The sequence below is a fragment of the Variovorax sp. MSC1_012 genome, assembly GCF_023667525.1.
GTDB lineage: Bacteria > Pseudomonadota > Gammaproteobacteria > Burkholderiales > Burkholderiaceae_C > Variovorax > Variovorax beijingensis_B.
Window position 1 is genome coordinate 3,762,652 of record NZ_CM174443.1, and the last position, 19,064, is coordinate 3,781,715.

Consider the following 19,064-nt stretch of genomic DNA (forward strand, 5'->3'; position numbering starts at 1 on the left):
CCTCAGAAGGTCTTTTGCGCCTGCACGTACAGCCGCGGGTTGCGCCCGCCGCCGTCGGTGCGCGCCGGGTCAGTGCCGGCGCGCCAGGCCAGCGTGGCGTTGATGGTGAAGTTGCCGGGCCGCGTCCAGCTCAGGCCGATGCCCGCGCCGCGCAGGCTGCGCGAACCGGGGCTGGCGTCGAAGATCGTCGGGTTCTTCGTCTGGCGCCCGCGCGCCGCGTCGTAGAACACGAAGGGCGTGAACTCGGCGTCGAGCGACCAGCGCCATTCCACGGTGCCGATCACACCCTGGTCCACCAGCAGTTCGCCCGAGGGATAGGCGCGCACGGCACGCGCGCCGCCCAGCGAGAGCTTTTCCGAGGCGTCGAGGTTCTTGCTGGCCCACTGGCCGCCCAGCGCCAGGTACAGCGAGTGCCGGGGCAGCACCGCCTGCAGGCGCGAGAGCTGGACGGTGGCCTTGGTGAAGCCGCCCTCGGTGCGGTGGCCGCCCAGGCCCTGGTCGGTCAGCAGGCTGTCGGCATCGCGGATCGAGAGCCTGCCGTGATAGAGATTGCCGGTGCTCGCCCAGTAGCCGCCGCCCAGCCAGTCGTCGCGGCGCTCCCAGGTCCAGCCCAGGCCGAAGCCGCGCACCCGCTTGCGCGCCGAGAAGTCGACCGCCGTGTACTCGTCGGTGAGCTTCTTGCTGTCGGCCGACAGGCGCAGGAAGAGGTTGTGCTGGCGCTGGCGGATGAGCGGGTAGCTCAACGAGACGTCGAACACATCGGCCTTGCCCTGGGCGCCCAGTTCCGCGAACTCGCCGCCCAGCTCGTAGTTGACGCGCGCCAGCCCGAGGCCCGCGCGCAGGCCGCTGCTGCCGATGGGCGCCTCGTAGGCGATGCGGCCGAACTGCAGCGCATTGCCGTTGGAGACCATGGCGCGCACGTCCAGGTTGTCGCCAATGCCCAGGGGGCTCGCCCAGCGCATCGTGCCGCCGAGGCGGTAGCGGCCGGACTCCCTGGTGCCGTGGTTGTCGGCCTCGGCCGCGAAGGCCCAGCGCGGCGCCGCCGCCACTTCGACCGACAGGTCGGTGGTGCCCGGTTGCGTGCCTTCCTGCAGTGCGGAAGAGACCTTGATGCCGGGCTGGTCCGACAGCAGCAGCATCGAGCGTTCGTAGGCCGGTGCGTTGACGGCCTCGCCGGGCTGCAATGGTGCAAGAAAGCCGCGCACGCGCGCCTCGCTGACGGGCGCATCGGGTGCAACGATCACCTCGACCTTGCCGAGCCGGCCTTCGATGACGCTGATCTCGACGATGCCGTCACGCACGGTCTGCACGGGCACCACGGCCTGCGCGAGGAAGTAGCCGCGCTCCTTGTAGCGCGCGGTGATGGCCTGCGCCAGGCTTTCGAGATCGCCGAGCGTGACGTCGCGCCCGATGTAGGGTGCGGTGATGCCCTGCAGTTCCTCGTTGCTCAGGGCCTTGACGCCGTTGAGCCGCAGGTCGTTGAGCTTGAAGGTGGCCGCGGGCGGCCGCAGCGGCGCCGGCAGGCTCTGCGGAGCGACGCCGCCGGTGGCCTGCGCGAGGGGGCGGTCGCAGCTGCCGCAGGGATCTTTTGTCGGCAGCAGCGCATTGGCATCGGGTTCCGCGGCGTGGGTGCGCTGGGCGGCAACAAGCAGCGTTGCGCTCACCAGGGCGGTGACGGCAAGAGCGATCGGCGTCGAGCGTTGGGTGGCGCGCATCTCAGTGCTCCGTTGCGCTTTGCTGTTGTTGTGGGCGCTGCTGTTCAGGGTGCGCTTCCGCCGACGGGGTACGCGGCGAAGCGAATGTCCTCCGGCCTGCGGCCTCCCCCTTGATTTCGCTGCGCAAGGCACCCCATCGACGGAAGCGTTGTTCAGAGCGGTCGTTGATCAGAGATGCGCAACGAGCGTGCCCTCGTGCACAGGGCATCGGGTGCTCCCCGCAGCGAAATAAAGGAGGAGCCGAAGGCGGGGGACATTCGCGGAGGGGAGTACCCGGTGGCCTGGGCACGCGCCCTGAACAGCAGCGCCCCGAACACAGCACTCCAGACACAACGCGACAAATAGACATGGCAGTTCTTCTTTTCATGTCAGCTCCCAACGGTCAGGCGCCAGTTGCCGATCAGGTTGAACGGCGCCCAGAAGAAGGGGTGGGACATCTTGGGATCCTTCAGTACCGCCAGCTGCCCGGCCTGCATCGCCTTCTGGATGTCTCGGCCCTTGGCCAGCTCGCCATAGAGCGTGCCCATGAGCACTGCGGTCGCGTCGTCCGACACCGGCCACAGCGATGCGATCAGGCTCGAGCTGCCGGCCGAGAGAAAGGAGCGCGTGAAGCCCAGCACCTCATCGCCCTGCGCGATGCGCCCAAGCCCCGACTCGCAGGCCGAGAGCGTGACCAGCGCCGTGCCGTCCATCGGCAGGCCGAGGATCTCGTGGGCCTCCAGGAAATTCTGCTTGCCGCCCTCGTTGGCCAGCAGGATGCGCGAGTACAGCGGATCCACCGCGTCGGCTTCGGCATGCGCCGCCACGTGCATCAGCGACGAGCGCGCGGCCACGTCGCGGAACTGCGTCTTGGTGGCCGCGGTGCCCATGTACACGGTGTTGCGCGGGAACAGCTGCGCGAGCTGCTTCACCTCGACCTCGGCGCCGGGCAGGTCGTACTTGTCCTCGATGCGCGGATTGCCGAAGGCGGTGAGCGATGCGCCCACGTGCGGCGAGCGCTGCGCGAGCTGCACAGCGATGCTGATGGAGGGCGCCACCGCCACCGGATGCGTCTCGATCACGTAGCGCCCGTCGAGCCGCAGCGCCTGGAACGGCAGGTAGTGCAGCGGCCCGTGCGGCACCACGATCAGCCGCTGCCCCGGCGCCAGGGCCAGCGGTCCGAGCAGCGCGGCGCCCAGCTTGTCGGCATTGGTGATGGCCGCGCGGCGGCCGCGCACGATGGAGTTGCGGAACACCTCGACCAGTTCGGTGAGCTCCTCGCGGCGCACGGCCACGGTCTTGGCCTCGATGCCGGCGGGGCCGACCACCCACACCAGCAGGCGGTCGGGCAGCGAATGGAACTGCACCACGCGCTCGTCGGGCGCCAGCATGCCCTGCAGTGCGGCCAGGTCCACGGTGGTCGCGGCGCGCTCGTTGATCTTCGCGCGGCCGCGCACCGCGTCGAGCAGCGCGCGCGAGCGGCTGCGCTCGCTCACCTCGAAGGCCTGGCGCGCATCGCCCGCGTCGCTGTAGATCGCAACGCCGCGCTCGAACACCGACTGCAGGTCCGAGAACAGGCCCATCTTGAATTCTTCGCTGCGGAACCTGGCGCGCACCTGGTCGATGCCGCCCAGCGCGCGCGCCACGGCCTCGGCCGCGGCCTGCTTCTGGCCGAGCGCGAGCTCGCTGCGCGCCACGCCGTCCCAGGCCCAGAGGCGGTAGTACTCGGTGTCGGTGCCGACCTGCCGCGCAGTGAGCGCGCGGTAGAGGTCGCGCGCCTCGGCCGGCTTGTTCTCGGCTAGCAGCAGCCGCGCGCGAGTGCGATCGAGCTGGGCCGTGAGCGGCGCGTCCCGGGGCGGCGCCATGCCCGCGAGCACTTCACGCGCCCTGGCGGCATCGCCCGATTCGATCAGCGCATTGACGAGCGAGGCCTGCACCAGCGGCGCATAGCGCGACGAGCTGTTGGCCAGCGCCTCGTCATAGCTGATGACGGCGCCCGCGTAGTCGCCGCGGCGGGTGCGCACGTCGCCGATCACCTTCTGCACCGGGCCGACCACCAGCTTGGGATCGCGCGCCGGATGCTTGAGCGCCTCGCGCGCGAATTCCTCGGCCTTCTCGAGCTGGCCCGAATAGCTGTAGACGATGGCCAGGTCGCGGTTGGCCATGGCCAGCAGGTTCGGATCGCGCGTGGCATTGGCCAGGTGCAGCGCCTTGCTGGCGGCGCGCACGCTCTGGCGGAATTCACCGGCCTCGGCCAGCGCCACCGCCTGGCTGCAGTACTGGTAGCCCGACAGCTTGACCGCATCCTGCCCATAGAGCACCGCGCCCTCGCTGGTCAATGCGAGCAAGGTGTCGGTATCGGCGAGCCGGGCCTGCTCCGCCCTGCCGGCCGCGGCTTCGGCATTCGGCGCCTGTTGCTGCTGCGCCGATGCCGGGGACCCATGGCCCAGCAGAAGAATGGCTGCCAGCCCCAGCGCACCCGCAGCCCCTGCACGACGTGCCGAGCGCTCCCGTTCCGTTCTTCTCGAAAACCACGTCATTGGACCCCCGCGCGCGGCCCGTGTGCCCGCGGTTGCGGGGGTCGACGCCGCGGAAGTGCGCGCCGTTCAGGCCTCGTGGGGAAAGTCTAGGAGCGGGCCCCTGCCGCGCCTATTCGCAAGAAGGCCTAGCGCGAATGGACTACATCACGCCGTCGCTCGGTCACGCAGGTATGGCATCGATGTTGACGCGGTCCCAGTGGCGGTGCTTGGCAATCGCGGCGATGAAGGCCTGCGCGATCTGCGTCGCCTCGCTGGTGTCACCGAGGTTGGTGACCGGCGTGGCCGCAACGATGACGCCGGCGGGTGCGTCCCCCTGCTGCGCGTTCGCGCTGATGCCGAGCGTGGAGAGCAATTGCACGCCATCGCCCACGGTGCAGATGGCCTTGCAATGCTTGTACGCCTCGAGCACGAAGTGCACCGCATCGCCCATGCCCGCCAGCGCCGCCACGCCCTGGGCGCCACCGGGGATCAGCACGGCATCGAACACGACCGACGGTCCGTTGGCGAAGGTCATGTCGACGTCGATCTGCCGCTTCGATGCACTGGCGATGGTGCCCAGGCGGGCGCCCACCACCTTGCACTTGCCGCCGGCCTGCTCGAGCGCATCGCGGATCGGCTTGAGCGAGGCGGAGTCGATGCCGTCGGCCGCGAGGATCGCGATCTTTCGCGTGCGGATCGAGCCGTCGCCGCTGTCGGCCATGCTGAGCGCGGGCGACTCCTCGATGGGCAGGGTCATGCGGTGCTCGCGGTAGCCCGCGCGGCCCGCGGCCGCCTTCGCGTCCGGCGCGCCGATGCCCAGCGGCTCGGCCACGCGGCGCGCGAGCTTCTCGTCGACGTGCGCCAGGTTGTCGACCATGCGCTGGCGGATGGCCGGCACGTCGACCTTGGAGAGCTCGAAGCGGAAGGCCGCAACGATGTGCTCCTTCTCGGCCGCGCTCTGGCTGTTGAAGAACAGCCGCGCCTGCGTGAAGTGGTCGTCGAAGGTCGGGCTGCGCCGGCGCACCTTGGGCGACTCGAGCTCGTCGGGATGCGGCTGGAAGCCGACGCTGCCGCCGTCGACCCTGAACTCCTTGCCGTCGCCCAGCGAGTTGGGCTCGTAGGCCACCTGGCCGCGCGCGATGGCCTGGCGGTGCATGCCGTCGCGCTGGAAGTTGTGGAACGGGCACACGCTCTTGTTGATGGGCAGCTCGTGGAAGTTGGCGCCGCCCAGGCGCGAGATCTGCGTGTCGGTATAGGAGAACAGGCGCCCCTGCAGCAGCGGATCGTTGCTGAAGTCGATGCCAGGCACCACGTGCCCCGGATGGAACGCCACCTGTTCGGTCTCGGCAAAGAAGTTCTCGGGGTTGCGGTTGAGCACCAGCCGGCCGATGCGCTGCACGGGCACCATCTCCTCGGGGATCAGCTTGGTGGGGTCGAGCAGGTCGAAGCCGAGCGAATCGGCCTTGTCGGGCGGCACCAGCTGCACGCCGAGCTCCCACTCGGGAAAGTCGCCCTGCTCGATCGCTTCCCACAGGTCGCGGCGGTGGAAGTCGGGATCCTTGCCCGCGACCTTCTGCGCCTCGTCCCATGCCAGGCCATGGATGCCGAGCTTGGGCTTCCAGTGGAACTTCACGAAGTGGCTCTCGCCGCGCAGGTTCACGAAGCGGAAGGTGTGCACGCCGAAGCCTTCCATCATGCGCAGGCTGCGCGGAATGGCGCGGTCGCTCATCGCCCACATCAGCATGTGGGTGCTCTCGGGCATGAGCGAGACGAAATCCCAGAAGGTGTCGTGCGCGCTGGCAGCCTGCGGCATCTCGTGGTGCGGCTCGGGCTTGACGGCGTGGATCAGGTCGGGAAACTTCATCGCATCCTGGATGAAGAACACCGGGATGTTGTTGCCCACGAGGTCGTAGTTGCCCTCGCGGGTGTAGAACTTGACGGCGAAGCCGCGCACGTCGCGCACCGTGTCGGCCGAGCCGCGCGAGCCGGCCACGGTGGAGAAGCGCACGAAAACGGGCGTCTTCGCGTCCGGGTCCTGCAGGAAGTCGGCGCAGGTGAACTGCGACATCGACTTGTAGACCTGGAAATAGCCGTGCGCCGCCGAGCCGCGCGCATGCACCGCGCGCTCGGGAATGCGCTCGTGGTCGAAGTGCGTGATCTTCTCGCGCAGGATGAAGTCTTCGAGCAGCGTGGGCCCGCGCACCCCGGCCTTGAGCGAATTGTGGTTGTCCGGAATCTGAAGACCCTGGTTGGTCGTCAGATTGGGCGCATGATCGGTTGCGAATCCATCGAGCTGCTGCTGCTTGGCGTTGCTGCCGTCCGTGGCCTTCGAGCGGCGTCCGGCGGCGGCCTTGTTCTGAGGCGTCATCGAGGGTCTTTCATGGGAGGGTCGGCTTCGTTGTCGATAAAGAGGTCCAGCACGTTCACCAGCGCAATCAGGCAGATGAAGCCCGCCACGGCGGCCACCACCCAGAACAGGATTTCATCTCCCCAAGCACCGGTAAGTGAATCGAACAGCGACGACAGATCCATGATTCGCTCCAGCAGATCAGATTGAACAACTCGATGCTTGCGCTGCGGCCTCCATGAAGCCACGAAAGCGGGTTCGCGGGGGCAGTTGCGAGCGAATCCAAAGGTTATGTTTTTCTCACACTGTTACCCGTAGTGGCGCCTCGCCCGCGCTTGTGGGAGAGGCGGCGTCTACGCGGTAGGAGCACGCCGACAGCGCATGGCTGCCGCCTACGCGGCCTGGCGTGTCGGCCCGCATCCGCGCCTCGTGCGCAGCCGTAGCATCGAGCACGGGCGGCACGAAGCCTGCTTGGGCATTCGTGGACCGAAGCCATTTACACAGGGAAGAAAGAAAGAAACATGCAGATCAAGATCGGTTTCGACATCGAACTCGCCGTCACGGCCCCCACCGCACTGGTCTACATGCTGCATGTCCACCCTTCGCGTGCAGCGGACCTGCAGGACGGCGAGCACGTCACCCTCACGCCGCCGCTGCATACCGACTACTACATGGACGGCTTCGACAACCATTGCGCGCGCGTGCGCATTCCCGCGGGCGTGCCGAGCGTGCGGCTGCGCAACCATGCGGTGGTGTTCGACCCGGGCTGGGCCGATCCGGTGGACTTCGGCGCCGTCGAGCACGCGGCGGCGGACCTGCCGGTCGCCACACTGCCCTTCCTGCTGCCGAGCCGCTACTGCGAGGTCGACAGCGAACTGCTCGCCTTCGCCTGGAGCAACTTTTCCAGCGTGGCGCCGGGCTGGCACCGCGTGCAGTCCATCTGCGACTTCGTGCACGAGCACCTGCGCTTCGACTACCAGAGCGCGCGCGCCACGCGCACGGCGCTGGAGGGATTCCGCGAGCGCACGGGCGTGTGCCGCGACTTCGCCCACCTGGCGATCACGCTGTGCCGCTGCATGAACATTCCCGCGCGCTATGCCACCGGCTACCTGGGCGACATCGGCGTTCCGCCGGTGCCCTCCCCGATGGACTTCAGCGCATGGTTCGAGGTGTACCTGGGCGAGCGCTGGTACACCTTCGATGCGCGCCACAACGTGCCGCGCATCGGCCGCATCGTGATTGCGCGCGGTCGCGACGCGGCCGACGTGCCGATCACCATGGTGTTCGGCGCCAACTCGCTCAAGCGCTTCGAAGTGACGACCGAGGAAGTGCCGCAGTAGCAGGCCCGCGGCTTCACGCGGGCATGAAGCCGAGCATCTCCATCGCCGCGCGAAGGCCGGTGCGGCTGCGCTCCATCGCGTCCCAGGGCGTGTTGCCGGTGGCCAGGCGCGGGCCGATGTTCGCCACCGTCCAGTGGGCGGCGCTGTCCAGGTCGGGCAGTTCCTCCCAGGCGAGCGGCACCGACACGCCCAGGCCCGGACGCGCGCGCGCCGACCATGCGCTGACGGTGGTGGCGCCGAAGCCGTTGCGAAGATAGTCCGCGAAGATCCGGCCCACGCGGTTGCGCGGCCCGCTCTTGGCCACGAAGCGCTCGGGCACCGTGCGCGCCAGGTGCTCGACGATGGCCCGCGAGAAGCCGCGCACCTCGTCCCAGCCGAGCTGGCGCCGCAGCGGCACCACCACGTGCAGCCCCTTGCCGCCGCTGGTCTTGAGGAACGACGTCAGGCCGAGCTCGTCGAGCAGCACGCGCACCAGCAGCGCCGCTTCCTGCATCTGCTGCCAGTCGATGCCTTCGCCGGGGTCGAGGTCGAAGGTCATGCGGTCGGGCTTGCCGAGGGCGCGCGAGGTGGCGTTCCAGGTGTGCAGCTCGACGGTGTTGAACTGCGCCGCGCCGACCAGCGCCTCGGCGGTGTCGATCTGCAGCAGCGGGTCATGACCCGGGTCGAGCGCGGGATCGAGCAGCCTGATGCCCGCGATGTCGCTGTGCTGCGCATGCTTCTGGAAGAACAGCTCGCCGCCCACGCCGTCGGGCGCACGCACCAGCGCCACCGGGCGCCCCTCGAGGTGCGGCAGCATCAGCGGCGCGACGCGCGCGTAGTAGGCCGCAAGATCGCCCTTGGTGAGGCCGCTGGCGGCGTCGATCACGCGCTCCGCGTGGGTGATGCGCGGCGCCTTCTGCGCCGTGGCCATGCGCGCGCTCATGCCGCGCGGCGCCGGGCGGTGGCGCTCTTGGCCGCGCTGCGCTTGCGTGCGGCGCCGCTGCTGCTTTTTGCGGCGGTCTTGCCGTGGGCCCTGGGTTTGGCCTTGGACCTCGGTTTGGTTGCCGCGGGCGCCTCTTCTTCATCGTCGCTGTCTTCGCTGGCCGCGGCCGCCTTGCCGCCGCCACCGCCCTTGCGCAGGCTGCGCTGCAGCAGCTCGGTGAGGTCGATGATCTTCGCGCCGCGGCTCTCGACCGCCTGGCCTTCCTCAGGCTCGATCTGCGTCACGGTCTCGGTCTGGCCCGCGGCCACCTTGCGGTCGACCAGCCGCAGGATCTCGTCCTTGAACTCGTCCTTGTAGTCGTCCGGGTCCCATTCGGCGCTCATGTCCTCGACCAGCTGCTCGGCCATCTTTATCTCATGCTCGCGCAGCCCCGCCTTCTTCGCGTCTTCCGACGGCAGCGGAAGCTCGGTCCAGGGCCGGATGTCGGCGCCCCAGCGCAGCAGGTTCAGCACCAGCCCCGGCCCCACGGGCACGAGCGCGGCTAGGTGCTGCTTGGTCTGGATCACCACGCGCGCCACGCCGATGCGCTGGCTGCGCTGCAGCGTCTCGCGCAGCAGCGCATACACCTTGGCCCCGCGGTTGATGGGCGCCACATAGTAGGGCCGCTCGAGATAGACGAACGGAATGCCGTTGGCGGGAACGAAGCTCTCGATCTCGATGGTCTGCGTGGTCTTGGGATACGCGTCGGCAATTTCCTTGTCGCTCAGCACCACGTATTCGCCGTCTTCGTACTCGATGCCCTTGACGATGTTCTCGCGCGCGATCTCCTTGCCGGTCTTCTTGTTGATGCGCTTGTAGCCGACCGGGTCCATCGTGCGCTTGTCGAGCCAGTCGAAGTCGATACCGTGGTCGGTGGTGGCCGAGTAGAGCGCCACCGGGATGTGGACGAGGCCGAAGCTGATCGCGCCCTTCCACAGGACGCGCGGCGCGGGGGCTTTTTTCGAGACTGCCATGGACACACTCCTTCAGCCTGGAGACTCTGCGCCCCGCACTGGTGCGCGATGTAGGAGCGCGGCGGCGCCTGCCGTAAGGCGCGGGCCGGCGTTTTTCTCCCTCCCCTTCCGGGGGAGGGCCGGGGTGGGGGCAAGCGGCGTGTCTACTGGGCGCTCTGGCCGCCCCCATCCCAGCCTTCCCCCAGAGGGGGAAGGAGCGAATGCTTCAGGCCACAGGCCCGAGCACGCGCTCGCTCGGATGCGCGAAGTAGAACCATTCGGCGCCGGGCAGCGCCAGCGCGTTGGGAAAGACGATGAATCCGTCGTCCGGCGCGCTCACCAGCGCGCCGTCGTGGCGCATGCCGATCGGCTCGCCGCGCTGCACCGCATCGAAGGTGGCCCAGTCGCGCACGAAGCTGTCGTCCTCGTGCAGCCGGTCGGTCACGCTCGCCAGGCGCAGCAGCCGGGGCGGCGCGGGCGGCGTGCCTGCCAGGCCCTGGGGCAGCGCCGCCATGCCGAGCAGCGCGAGCGCGCGGCGGATGGCGCGCCACGCCACCTCGGGCGCCTTCGGGTCCTGGTGCTGGCCGCATTCGAGCGTGACGCCGTAGCCGCCGCAATTGCGGATGTATTCGTTGGTGCCGCGGCCGAAGTCGATCGCGTCCTCGCCCACCGCGATGCCGGCGGAACGCTGCGCGAGCCCGGCGGCATAGATGTCGAGCCAGCCCTCCACCACGATGGGCGTGCCCAGGTGCAGCGCAAGCAGCCCTTCCTCGCTGGCGCGCGCAAAGGGTTCGAGCGTGCCGGTGTTGTCGCGCGGGCCGATCATCGCGAAGGCCTCGCCCTCGCTCTGGAAGGAGTGCAGGTCGAGCAGCACGTCGTGCCGCTCGATCAGCGGGCACAGCACGTTGGTGACCCGGTCTTCGTAGTCCGCGGGTTCCGCGCTCGGCTTGAACAGTCGGTTGAGGTTGCGCTCGCCTTCGCGCTGCAGGCGCCGCCGCGCCAGCGGGTTGGCGACCGGCACCAGCGTGAGCTGCCCGCGCCGCAACTGGAAGGTGCCGCCATCGAGCTCGGCCAGGACGCGCTCGATGCCCTCGGTGCCGCAGGTCTCGTCGCCATGCACACCGCCCAGCACGAGCAGCCGCGGCCCCGGCTCCAGCGCGGCGAAGGTGTGGATGCGCAAGTTGTCGGTTGCGGCGGCGGCAAGGGAATCGGAGGACATCCCGGCGATTATTGCGGAGGCCTTCCCCTGTGCGCAAAGCCGCTACTCCTTTCATAGCGGCGCGTCGAGCGCGGCCCGGCGTGCCGTGCCTACAGGGCGTGCCTGGCCTGTCCTACCGGCCGCGGCCGGCGCGCCATGCAGGCTCGCGGCAGATGCAGGCAGGACAGACAGACATCGCGAAGGAACAGAAAGCCATGAACAGCAGCAAGCCCCGCACCAAGGATCCGGCCCAACCGAGCGACCCGCTGCGGGACGCCGGCAGCGGCAACACCAAGATCGAACAGGGCGGCGATTCGGCGCCGCGCCTGCCGCACGAGCACGACCAGTCTTCCGACAGCCAGGAAGCGCAGGACGGGCAGCCGCCCGAAGTCGGCCGCAAGGGCCACGAGGACATCGAGCGCGGCAGCGTGGACACCGACCGCGGGCCGGTGGCGGACCGCGTCTACAACGACAAGGTCAAGCGCTGACCGAAGTTCCTACTTGCGGCCCACGCCCGCGAGCTGGTCGCGCATGGAAGAGATCACCGCCGCGTAGTCCTTGGCGTTGAAGATCGCGCTACCCGCCACGAAGGTGTCGGCGCCGGCGGAGGCCACGCGCGCAATGTTGTCGGCCTTGATGCCGCCGTCCACTTCCAGCCGGATGTCGCGCCCGCTCTGCTCGATGCGCTTGCGCGCGAGTTCGATCTTGCGCAGCGCCGAATCGATGAAGCTCTGCCCGCCGAAGCCGGGGTTCACCGACATGATCAGGATCAGGTCGATGTCGTCGATCGCCCAGTCGAGCGCCTCCAGGCCCAGCCCCGGATTGAACACCAGCCCCGCCTTGCAGCCCGCGGCCTTGATGGCCTGGATGCTGCGGTTCACGTGCGGCGAGGCATCGGGGTGGAAGCTGATGTAGTCGGCGCCCGCTTCCGCGAAGGAGGCGGCCAGCGCGTCGACCGGCTGGATCATCAGGTGCACGTCGATCGGCACCGCCTCGCCGTCGGCCGTCCTGGCGTAGGGCTTGAGGGCCTTGCAGATCATCGGGCCGAAGGTCAGGTTGGGCACGTAATGGTTGTCCATCACGTCGAAATGGATCCAGTCGGCGCCGGCGGCGATGACCTTGGCCAGTTCGTCGCCCAGATGGGCGAAATCGGCCGAAAGAATGGAGGGGGCGATGCGGAACGGCGTGTTCATGCGCCGATTGTCGCAGCCGGCGGAAAACCCGGAAAGCAGTGCAAGAGAAGGCTCCAGTTACCATCGCGCGCATGCCGCACAGCCCCATCCGCGTCCAGGTCGAACCGCGCTATCTCGCAGACCAGTCCTCGCCCAAGGACAAGATCTACACCTTCGCCTATACCGTCACCGTGACCAACGAGGGCGAGACGAGCGCCCAGCTCATCGCCCGCCACTGGCTCATCAACGACGCCTCGGGCCACGCGCAGGAGGTCAAGGGCCTGGGCGTGATCGGCCAGCAGCCGCTCTTGGCGCCCGGCGAATCGTTCCGCTACACCAGCGGCTGCCGCCTGCAGGCGCCCAGCGGCACCATGCACGGCAGCTACTTCATGGTGACCGAGGACGGCGAGCGCTTCGACGTGCCGATTCCGATGTTCGTGCTGGAGGCGGACATCGGCGGAGCACCCGTCTCGCGAGTGCTTCATTAGTACTCCCCCAGGCTCCGCGCACTTCGTGTCGCTTCTCCCTCCCCCTCGCCGGGGGCAACACCGGAGGCCCGGTGTAGCTTGGCTCGCCCCCAGTCTTCGCGCACTCCGTGTCGCTACGCCAACCCCCTACCGGGGGCAACACCAGCGGCCCGGCAAAGCCGATTCCGCGGTGTTTCCCGTCTGATGACCTTTTTTGTTCTTTTTGTTCTTTATTCTTTTGTATGGCTGCTGCATCGCTTGACCTGCAGGGGCTGCTGGCCCGGCTCGATCCGACGGCGGAGGTGGCGCAGCGCCACATCTGGCTGATCGACGTCTTCGACTGGCTGCGCGGCGACCGTGCGTCGCCGCAGGCCGCGGTGGGGCGCGTGTCGCTGCTGCTCGACGCGGTCGAGGCGCGGCCCGAGCTGCGCGAGCGCCTGCGTGCATGGTGGCGCGCCTTCACGCAGGCGGTCGACCTGACCGCGCTGCTCGCGGACTACGGCTTTGCGCCGCGCACCGCCTTCGTGAGCGAGCTCACCGAACGGCTGCGCCGCAAGATCCTGCCCGGCACGCCCGAGACCACCGATGCCTCGGATCTTTTCCGCATGGTGCTGCCCGGCGCCTTCGACGCGGGCTGGATCGCGCTGCTCGACGACGCACAGCTCGCGCGCATCGGCGCGCTGCTGGCCGACGCCGCGCTCGACGACATCGATGGCGCGCCGCGCTGGCGCCACACCGTGATGGACGCCGTCACCTACTGCAGCAGCCAGGTGGTGGCGGCCGGCTTCTCGCCCGAATTGCGGCTGCGCATGAGCGCCGCCAGTGAAAGCCGCGCCTTCCATGCGCTGATGTCCGACCTCGACGCCTTGCGCGAGCAGATGTTTCGGGCACCCCGCGACGAAGACGCGCTGCAGGCCGCGTTCGTGGCCTTCCGCGACCGGCTCGATGCCTGCCGCGCCAGCGCATCGTCTGTCTACACGCACCTGGAGGACAACGGCATCTCGGTTGGCCTGGTGTTCCGTCTGCGCCAGCTGCGCGAGCGGGTGCTGCGCATCCGCGAACTGCTCGACTGCCTGATCTCGCCCGCACCCGCCCCCAGCGTGGCGCGGCTGGTGGGCCGGCTGGTGCTGGCCGGCGGCGAGCGCAACAGCATCCGCGCGCTGATCGCGTCGAATTCCTCGATGCTGGCGGCCAAGGTGACCGAGCGCAGCGCCGAAACCGGCGAGCACTACATCACGCGCGACCGCGGCAGCTACCTGCAGATGGTGCGCAAGGCCGCGGGCGGCGGCGCACTCACCGCGCTGACGGTGCTGCTCAAGTTCGGCATCTATTCGCTCGCCCTGTCGGCCTTCTGGAGCGGACTCTGGTCGGGCCTGATGTATGCCGCCAGCTTTGTCGCAATCCAGCTGCTGCACCTCACGCTGGCCACCAAGCAGCCCGCGATGACGGCGCCCGCCATGGCGGCGCGGCTGCGCGACATCAAGACCGATGCCGCGGTGGCCGATTTCGTCGACGAAGTGGCCAACCTGGTGCGTTCGCAGGTGGCGGCCGTGCTGGGCAATGTGGGGCTGGTGGTGCCCGCGATGCTGGCGCTCGCCCTGCTGGTGCAGTTCGCGCTCGGCCGGCCGCTGCTGGACGCGGCGCACGCCGCGGCCACGCTGCAATCGCTCTCGCTGGCGGGGCCGACCGCGCTCTTCGCGGCCATGACCGGCGTGCTGCTGTTCGCAGCCAGCATCGTCGCGGGCTGGACAGAAAACGCCTTTGTCCTGCATCGCCTGGACTCCGCCATGCGTTACAACCCTCGCATCGGCGCTTTTCTGGGTGCCGCCCGCGCCCGCCGGTGGGCCACCTTCATGCGCACGAACATATCGGGCTTTGCCTCCAACATTTCGCTCGGGCTCATGCTCGGCCTGCTGCCCGCATTCGCGGGTTTCTTCGGGCTCGGGCTGGACGTGCGCCACGTGACACTGTCGGCCGGGCAGATCGCGGCGGCCGCGGCCTCCACCGGCATCGCGGTGCTCCAGCAGCCCGCGCTGTGGTGGGCGGTGGCGGCCATCCCGGTGATCGGCGCGCTCAATGTGAGCGTGAGTTTCTATTTCGCATTCAGGCTGGCGCTGCGTGCGCACAGCGTCAGCCTGGGTGACCGTGCACGCATCCGCAGCGCCATCCGGGCGCGCTGGCGCAGCCGGCCCATCAGCTTTTTTCTACCTGCATGAACCTGACGAGTCTCTTCAACGATCTGCTGGGCTTCTGGTCCGAGTGGCTGCGCCCGTCGGCGGGCCTGCCCACCGTGCTGTGGTCGCTGCTGCTGGCTGCGGCCGCGGCCTCGGGCCACCTGGTGCAGCGCTACCTGGGGCTGCCCAAGGTGGTGGGCTATTCGATGGTCGGCGCGGTGTTCGGCCTGGCCGGCTTCGAGGGCGCGATCTGGCCGCTGCGCGGCATCAGCCTGTTCCTGCTGGAGCTCGGCGCGGCCGTGGTGCTGTTCGAGGCCGGTGGCCGGCTGCCGCTGCGCTGGTTCCGCCACAACCCGATGGTGCTGGTGCAGAGCCTGCTCGAAGCCACGCTCACCTACTTCGGCGTGTTCTGGATGCTGCAGTTGCTGGGCCTGCCCGATCCGGTGGCCAACCCGATCGCGCTGATGGCCATCGTCGCCTCGCCCGCGGTGCTGAGCCGCGTGATCATCGACACCCGCGCCTCGGGGCCGGTGACCGAGCGCGCCATGACATTGGCCACGCTCAACACCTTCTACGCGCTGGCGCTCGGCTATGCGCAGGCCGGCCTGATCGAGCGGGCGCCGCAGACCCTGCTGCAGAAGCTCTATCCGGTGGCGGTGGTGCTCGGCCTGTCGTTCGTGATCGGCGGGATCCTCGCGCTGGCGCTGCGCACTGCCCTGCGCTTCATGAGCCCGACGAGCGAGAACACCTCGATCCTGCTGCTCGCGCTCATCGCGGCCGCCAGCGCGCTCACGGCCCACGTCGGCGGCTCGGCGCCGCTGGCCGCGCTAATCGGCGGAGTGCTGCTCAAGACGCTGAACCCCAAGCCCTGGGCCTGGCAGCGGCAGCTCGGCACGGCTTCGTCGCTGCTCACCATGCTGATGTTCGTGCTGGTGTCCATCGTGGCGGCGCAGGCCGACTGGACGCTGCCCGTGGCCAGCGTGGTGCTGGCGGTGATCGGCATCCGCCTGTTCGCCAAGATCGCCGGCGTGGCCATTGCCAACCCGGGCAGCGGCGCCAGCTGGAACCAGGCCTTCTGGGTCGGCTGCGCGATGTCGCCGCTGTCGTCGATCGCGCTGCTCATCGCCTCGAACTTCACCACCGCGTCGCCGCTGCTCGGCACCATGATCACGCAGGTGGCCCTGCCCTCGATTCTCCTGATGGAAGTGATGGGCGCCGTGCTTGCCACCGTGGCCATCCACGCGGTGGGCGAAAGCTCGGTGCCCTGGACGCCCCAGGCCTTCAGCACCACGGAGGACACGCAGCGATGACCGCGGCCATGGCTTTTCCCGACAGCGACGACTTCCGCTCCGCCGCGCTGCCCGCGGACCCCGCGAGCCGCGTGGTCAAGCTCGAGCCCTTCAACCGCTCCGAAGCGCTGTCGCTCGGCGTGGAACTCGAACTGCAGCTCGTCAACACGCACGACTACGACCTCGCGCCCTATGCGGAAGACATGCTGCGGCTGATGGCGCAGACGCCGCTGCCCGGCAGCGTGGTGCCCGAGATGACCTCGAGCATGATCGAGATCTCGACCGACATCTGCCATTCGGCGCAGGACGTGATCACGCAGCTCTCGCCGATCCGCGAGGCGCTCATCAGGAACGCCGACAAGCTCAACATCGCGGTGGTGGGCGGCGGCACGCATGCCTTCCAGCAGTGGCACGAGCGGCGCATCTACGACAAGCCGCGCTTTCGCGAGCTGTCGGAGCTGTACGGCTACCTGAGCAAGCAGTTCACCATCTTCGGCCAGCACGTGCACATCGGCTGCCCCGATGCCGATTCGGCGCTGCTGATGCTGCACCGCATGTCGCGCTACATCCCGCATTTCATTGCGCTGTCGGCCTCGTCGCCGTTCGTGCAGGGGCAGGACACGCAGTTCGACTCGGCGCGGCTGAACTCGGTGTTCGCGTTCCCGCTCTCGGGCCGCGCACCGTTCACGCTGAGCTGGAAGGAATTCGAAGCCTACTTCGAGCGCATGACCCGCACCGGCGTCGTGCGCAGCATGAAGGACTTCTACTGGGACATCCGGCCCAAGCCCGAGTTCGGCACCATCGAGATCCGCGTGTTCGACACGCCGCTCACCGTCGAGCGCGCGGCCGCGCTCGCGGGCTACGTGCAGTCGCTGGCCGCATGGTTCCTGCAGGAGCAGCCCTTCGAGCCGACCGAGGACGACTACCTCGTCTACACCTACAACCGCTTCCAGGCCTGCCGCTTCGGGCTCGATGCGGTGTACGTGGACCCGGCCAGCGGCCAGCACATGCCGCTGCGCGACCACATCCTCATGACCATGACGCAGCTCGAATGGCACAGCGAGGCGCTCAACGCCACGCAGGCGCTCGGCGAACTGCGCACCAGCGTGGAAGCCAACCGCAACGATGCGCGCTGGCTGCGCGAGAAGCAGGGCAAGGAGCGCCTGCTGGCCGAGGTGGTGCGGCAGGCGGCGCTGCGCTTTCGCGGTGGCGGGGCCTAGGCGGCCACCGCCTCCTGCGAGAACTGCCTGCGGTACGCCGTGGGCGACACCTTGAACGCCGCCGCGAAGTGCTTTCGCAGCGACACCGCCGAGCCGAAGCCCACGTCGCCGGCCACGCGTTCGATCGGGCGGTCGGTGGTCTCCAGCAGCCGCTGCGCGAGCGCGAGGCGCTGGTTCTGCAGCCACTGGCCGACGGTGGTGCCGGTGGCTTCGCGAAAGCGCCGCGTGAAGGTGCGCCGGCTCATCAGCGCGCGCCGCGCGAGGCTGTCGAGCTCGTGCGGGCTCTGAAGATGGCGCCCCAGCCATTCGAGCAGCGGCGCAAGGCGGTCGCCGTCGGCCGCGGCGGGCATCGGCTGGCGGATGTACTGCGCCTGCCCGCCCTGGCGGTGCGGCGCCACGACCATGCGGCGCGCGGCACGGTTCGCCGCCTCGGCGCCATGGCGCACCCGCAGCAGGTGAAGGCAGCAGTCGATGCCCGCGGCCGTGCCGGCGGAGGTGAGCACGTCGCCGTCGTCGACGTACAGCACCTCGGGCTGCAGCCGGACCTTCGGATATTGCCTGGCAAAGGCTTCGGCCAGGTTCCAGTGCGTGGTGGCCGGGCGGCCGTCGAGCAGGCCCGCCTCGGCCAGCACGAAGGCGCCCAGGCACAGCCCGACCACGATGGCGCCGCGCCGATGCGCCGCCTGCAGCGCGCGGATCAGCGCCGGCGGCGCGGGCCGGCCGTCGTCGCACCAGGAGGGCACGATCACGACCTGCGCGCGCCGGATGGCTTCGAGCCCGTGCGGCACCACGAGCGTGAAGCCCGCATTGGTGTGCAGCGGGCCCGGCTCGGTGCCGCACACCAGCAGGCGAAAACGCGGGTCGCCCGCTTCCGTGCGGTCTTCGCCGAAGACCATGCACGGCACCGACAGGTGAAAGGGACTGATGCCGTCGAAGGCCACGACGGCGATGGTTTCCGTGGTTTTTCGAGCCATGGCCCGATTTTATCGATGAATGGCTTTCGGGCCACTTTCTCACAAAGGCTCCAGCGCGAACAATTGCGCCATCCCAATCACTTGCAACACGGAGCCTTCACCATGAGCAACCATCCCGCACCGCGCCGCGCCCTTGTCGTGATCGACGTGCAGAACGAATACTTCGAAGGCGGCGGACTGCCCATCGAGTACCCGCCGGTCGAAAGCTCGCTGCCGAAGATCGCGCAGGCCATGGACGCCGCGCGCGCGGCCGGCACGCCGGTGGTCGTGGTGCAGCACCACGCGCCCAAGGGCGCGCCGGTGTTCCAGGCCGACGCGCACAACGGCCAGCTGCATCCCGAAATTGCCAGGCGGCCGCGCGACCACCTCATCACCAAGGCCTTCCCGAGCGTCTTCACCGGAACCGACTTCGCCGACTGGGTTGCGCGCCACCAGATCGACACGCTCAGCGTGGTGGGCTACATGACCCACAACTGCGATGCGTCCACCGTGTTCGAGGCCATGCACCGCGGCCTCAACGTGGAGTTCCTGTCGGACGCGAGCGGCGCGCTGCCTTATTCGAATGCAGCCGGACAGGTCAGCGCCGAGGAAATCCACCGCGTCTTCAGCGTCGTGTTCCACAGCAACTTCGCGGCCGTGGCAAGCACCGAGGCATGGATTGCCGCGCTGCAGGCCGGCCAGGCGATCGAGAAGGACAACGTGGTGATGTCGAACCGGCGCGCGCGGGGGTGAGCGGTTCAGCGCTTATGCTCGCCC

The 19,064-nt window shown here is 69.0% G+C and carries 16 protein-coding genes; 7 read left to right on the forward strand and 9 right to left on the reverse strand.

The genetic code is table 11. The annotated features are described in order from the left end of the window. Positions 1–2: 2 nt before the first annotated feature. The 4 genes from L1081_RS17670 to L1081_RS17685 form a co-directional block, all read right to left on the reverse strand. Entirely contained in the window at positions 3–1,715 is a 1,713-nt protein-coding gene (locus L1081_RS17670) for a ShlB/FhaC/HecB family hemolysin secretion/activation protein (RefSeq protein WP_489413335.1), read from the reverse strand. Between the two features lie 368 nt (positions 1,716–2,083). After that, entirely contained in the window at positions 2,084–4,234 is a 2,151-nt protein-coding gene (locus L1081_RS17675) for a CHAT domain-containing protein (RefSeq protein ID WP_489413336.1), read from the reverse strand. 160 nt (positions 4,235–4,394) lie between these two features. Beyond that, the gene (locus L1081_RS17680) at positions 4,395–6,581 is read right to left on the reverse strand and encodes a catalase (RefSeq protein ID WP_489413337.1); all 2,187 of its coding nucleotides are present in this window, start codon (positions 6,579–6,581) and stop codon (positions 4,395–4,397) included. Next, positions 6,578–6,745, reverse strand: coding sequence for a hypothetical protein (locus tag L1081_RS17685; RefSeq protein ID WP_021005272.1), 168 nt, complete (start codon positions 6,743–6,745; stop codon positions 6,578–6,580). The genes L1081_RS17680 and L1081_RS17685 overlap by 4 nt, the downstream gene beginning before the upstream one ends. A 336-nt stretch (positions 6,746–7,081) precedes the next feature. On the opposite strand from L1081_RS17685, the gene L1081_RS17690 reads away from it, so the two are divergent. After that, positions 7,082–7,900, forward strand: a complete 819-nt coding sequence (locus L1081_RS17690; protein ID WP_489413338.1) for a transglutaminase domain-containing protein — start codon at positions 7,082–7,084, stop codon at positions 7,898–7,900. A gap of 13 nt (positions 7,901–7,913) precedes the next feature. On the opposite strand, the gene ligD is transcribed toward L1081_RS17690, so the two are convergent. From ligD to L1081_RS17705, 3 genes are all read right to left on the reverse strand, one after another. Next, positions 7,914–8,822 (reverse strand): non-homologous end-joining DNA ligase, encoded by a 909-nt coding sequence (ligD, locus tag L1081_RS17695; protein ID WP_489413339.1) that lies wholly within the window; start codon positions 8,820–8,822, stop codon positions 7,914–7,916. Continuing rightward, positions 8,819–9,835, reverse strand: a complete 1,017-nt coding sequence (ku, locus tag L1081_RS17700; RefSeq protein ID WP_489413340.1) for a non-homologous end joining protein Ku — start codon at positions 9,833–9,835, stop codon at positions 8,819–8,821. Before ku ends, ligD begins: the two co-directional genes overlap by 4 nt. 205 nt (positions 9,836–10,040) lie before the next feature. Continuing rightward, positions 10,041–11,033, reverse strand: a complete 993-nt coding sequence (locus tag L1081_RS17705; protein WP_489413341.1) for a M14 family metallopeptidase — start codon at positions 11,031–11,033, stop codon at positions 10,041–10,043. 194 nt (positions 11,034–11,227) lie between these two features. Between L1081_RS17705 and L1081_RS17710 the strand changes: the two genes are divergently transcribed. Then, a complete protein-coding gene (locus L1081_RS17710) occupies positions 11,228–11,500 on the forward strand; it encodes a hypothetical protein (protein WP_489413342.1) in 273 nt (90 codons plus the stop codon). 9 nt (positions 11,501–11,509) lie between these two features. On the opposite strand, the gene rpe is transcribed toward L1081_RS17710, so the two are convergent. After that, a complete protein-coding gene (rpe, locus tag L1081_RS17715; protein WP_489413343.1) occupies positions 11,510–12,205 on the reverse strand; it encodes a ribulose-phosphate 3-epimerase in 696 nt (231 codons plus the stop codon). Between the two features lie 71 nt (positions 12,206–12,276). Between rpe and apaG the strand changes: the two genes are divergently transcribed. From apaG to L1081_RS17735, 4 genes are all read left to right on the forward strand, one after another. Then, positions 12,277–12,672, forward strand: a complete 396-nt coding sequence (gene apaG / locus L1081_RS17720; RefSeq protein WP_012745656.1) for a Co2+/Mg2+ efflux facilitator ApaG/CorD — start codon at positions 12,277–12,279, stop codon at positions 12,670–12,672. 221 nt (positions 12,673–12,893) lie between these two features. Next, the gene (tlpB, locus tag L1081_RS17725; protein ID WP_489413344.1) at positions 12,894–14,867 is read left to right on the forward strand and encodes a transporter-like protein TlpB; all 1,974 of its coding nucleotides are present in this window, start codon (positions 12,894–12,896) and stop codon (positions 14,865–14,867) included. Next, entirely contained in the window at positions 14,864–16,135 is a 1,272-nt protein-coding gene (locus tag L1081_RS17730; RefSeq protein ID WP_489413345.1) for a cation:proton antiporter domain-containing protein, read from the forward strand. The genes tlpB and L1081_RS17730 overlap by 4 nt, the downstream gene beginning before the upstream one ends. Then, on the forward strand, positions 16,132–17,334 hold the full coding sequence (locus L1081_RS17735) for a YbdK family carboxylate-amine ligase (protein WP_489413346.1): 1,203 nt from the start codon (positions 16,132–16,134) through the stop codon (positions 17,332–17,334). Before L1081_RS17730 ends, L1081_RS17735 begins: the two co-directional genes overlap by 4 nt. Here L1081_RS17735 and L1081_RS17740 read toward each other — a convergent pair. After that, positions 17,331–18,308, reverse strand: a complete 978-nt coding sequence (locus tag L1081_RS17740; protein ID WP_489413347.1) for a helix-turn-helix domain-containing protein — start codon at positions 18,306–18,308, stop codon at positions 17,331–17,333. The two genes, L1081_RS17735 and L1081_RS17740, sit on opposite strands and share 4 nt — an antisense overlap. A gap of 102 nt (positions 18,309–18,410) precedes the next feature. Between L1081_RS17740 and L1081_RS17745 the strand changes: the two genes are divergently transcribed. After that, positions 18,411–19,040, forward strand: coding sequence for an isochorismatase family protein (locus L1081_RS17745; RefSeq protein ID WP_489413348.1), 630 nt, complete (start codon positions 18,411–18,413; stop codon positions 19,038–19,040). The last annotated feature ends 24 nt before the right edge of the window (positions 19,041–19,064 follow it).

What these genes read in the sequence shown, in the direction of transcription:
- L1081_RS17675 (WP_489413336.1), bottom strand. Translation starts at nt 4,234, where the DNA reads ATGACGTGGTTTTCGAGAAGAACGGAACGGGAGCGCTCGGCACGTCGT.
- tlpB (WP_489413344.1), top strand. Translation starts at nt 12,894, where the DNA reads ATGGCTGCTGCATCGCTTGACCTGCAGGGGCTGCTGGCCCGGCTCGAT.
- ku (WP_489413340.1), bottom strand. Translation starts at nt 9,835, where the DNA reads ATGGCAGTCTCGAAAAAAGCCCCCGCGCCGCGCGTCCTGTGGAAGGGC.
- L1081_RS17705 (WP_489413341.1), bottom strand. Translation starts at nt 11,033, where the DNA reads ATGTCCTCCGATTCCCTTGCCGCCGCCGCAACCGACAACTTGCGCATC.
- ligD (WP_489413339.1), bottom strand. Translation starts at nt 8,822, where the DNA reads ATGAGCGCGCGCATGGCCACGGCGCAGAAGGCGCCGCGCATCACCCAC.
- L1081_RS17670 (WP_489413335.1), bottom strand. Translation starts at nt 1,715, where the DNA reads ATGCGCGCCACCCAACGCTCGACGCCGATCGCTCTTGCCGTCACCGCC.
- apaG (WP_012745656.1), top strand. Translation starts at nt 12,277, where the DNA reads ATGCCGCACAGCCCCATCCGCGTCCAGGTCGAACCGCGCTATCTCGCA.
- L1081_RS17685 (WP_021005272.1), bottom strand. Translation starts at nt 6,745, where the DNA reads ATGGATCTGTCGTCGCTGTTCGATTCACTTACCGGTGCTTGGGGAGAT.
- L1081_RS17680 (WP_489413337.1), bottom strand. Translation starts at nt 6,581, where the DNA reads ATGACGCCTCAGAACAAGGCCGCCGCCGGACGCCGCTCGAAGGCCACG.
- L1081_RS17735 (WP_489413346.1), top strand. Translation starts at nt 16,132, where the DNA reads ATGACCGCGGCCATGGCTTTTCCCGACAGCGACGACTTCCGCTCCGCC.
- L1081_RS17710 (WP_489413342.1), top strand. Translation starts at nt 11,228, where the DNA reads ATGAACAGCAGCAAGCCCCGCACCAAGGATCCGGCCCAACCGAGCGAC.
- L1081_RS17730 (WP_489413345.1), top strand. Translation starts at nt 14,864, where the DNA reads ATGAACCTGACGAGTCTCTTCAACGATCTGCTGGGCTTCTGGTCCGAG.
- L1081_RS17745 (WP_489413348.1), top strand. Translation starts at nt 18,411, where the DNA reads ATGAGCAACCATCCCGCACCGCGCCGCGCCCTTGTCGTGATCGACGTG.
- L1081_RS17690 (WP_489413338.1), top strand. Translation starts at nt 7,082, where the DNA reads ATGCAGATCAAGATCGGTTTCGACATCGAACTCGCCGTCACGGCCCCC.
- L1081_RS17740 (WP_489413347.1), bottom strand. Translation starts at nt 18,308, where the DNA reads ATGGCTCGAAAAACCACGGAAACCATCGCCGTCGTGGCCTTCGACGGC.
- rpe (WP_489413343.1), bottom strand. Translation starts at nt 12,205, where the DNA reads ATGAACACGCCGTTCCGCATCGCCCCCTCCATTCTTTCGGCCGATTTC.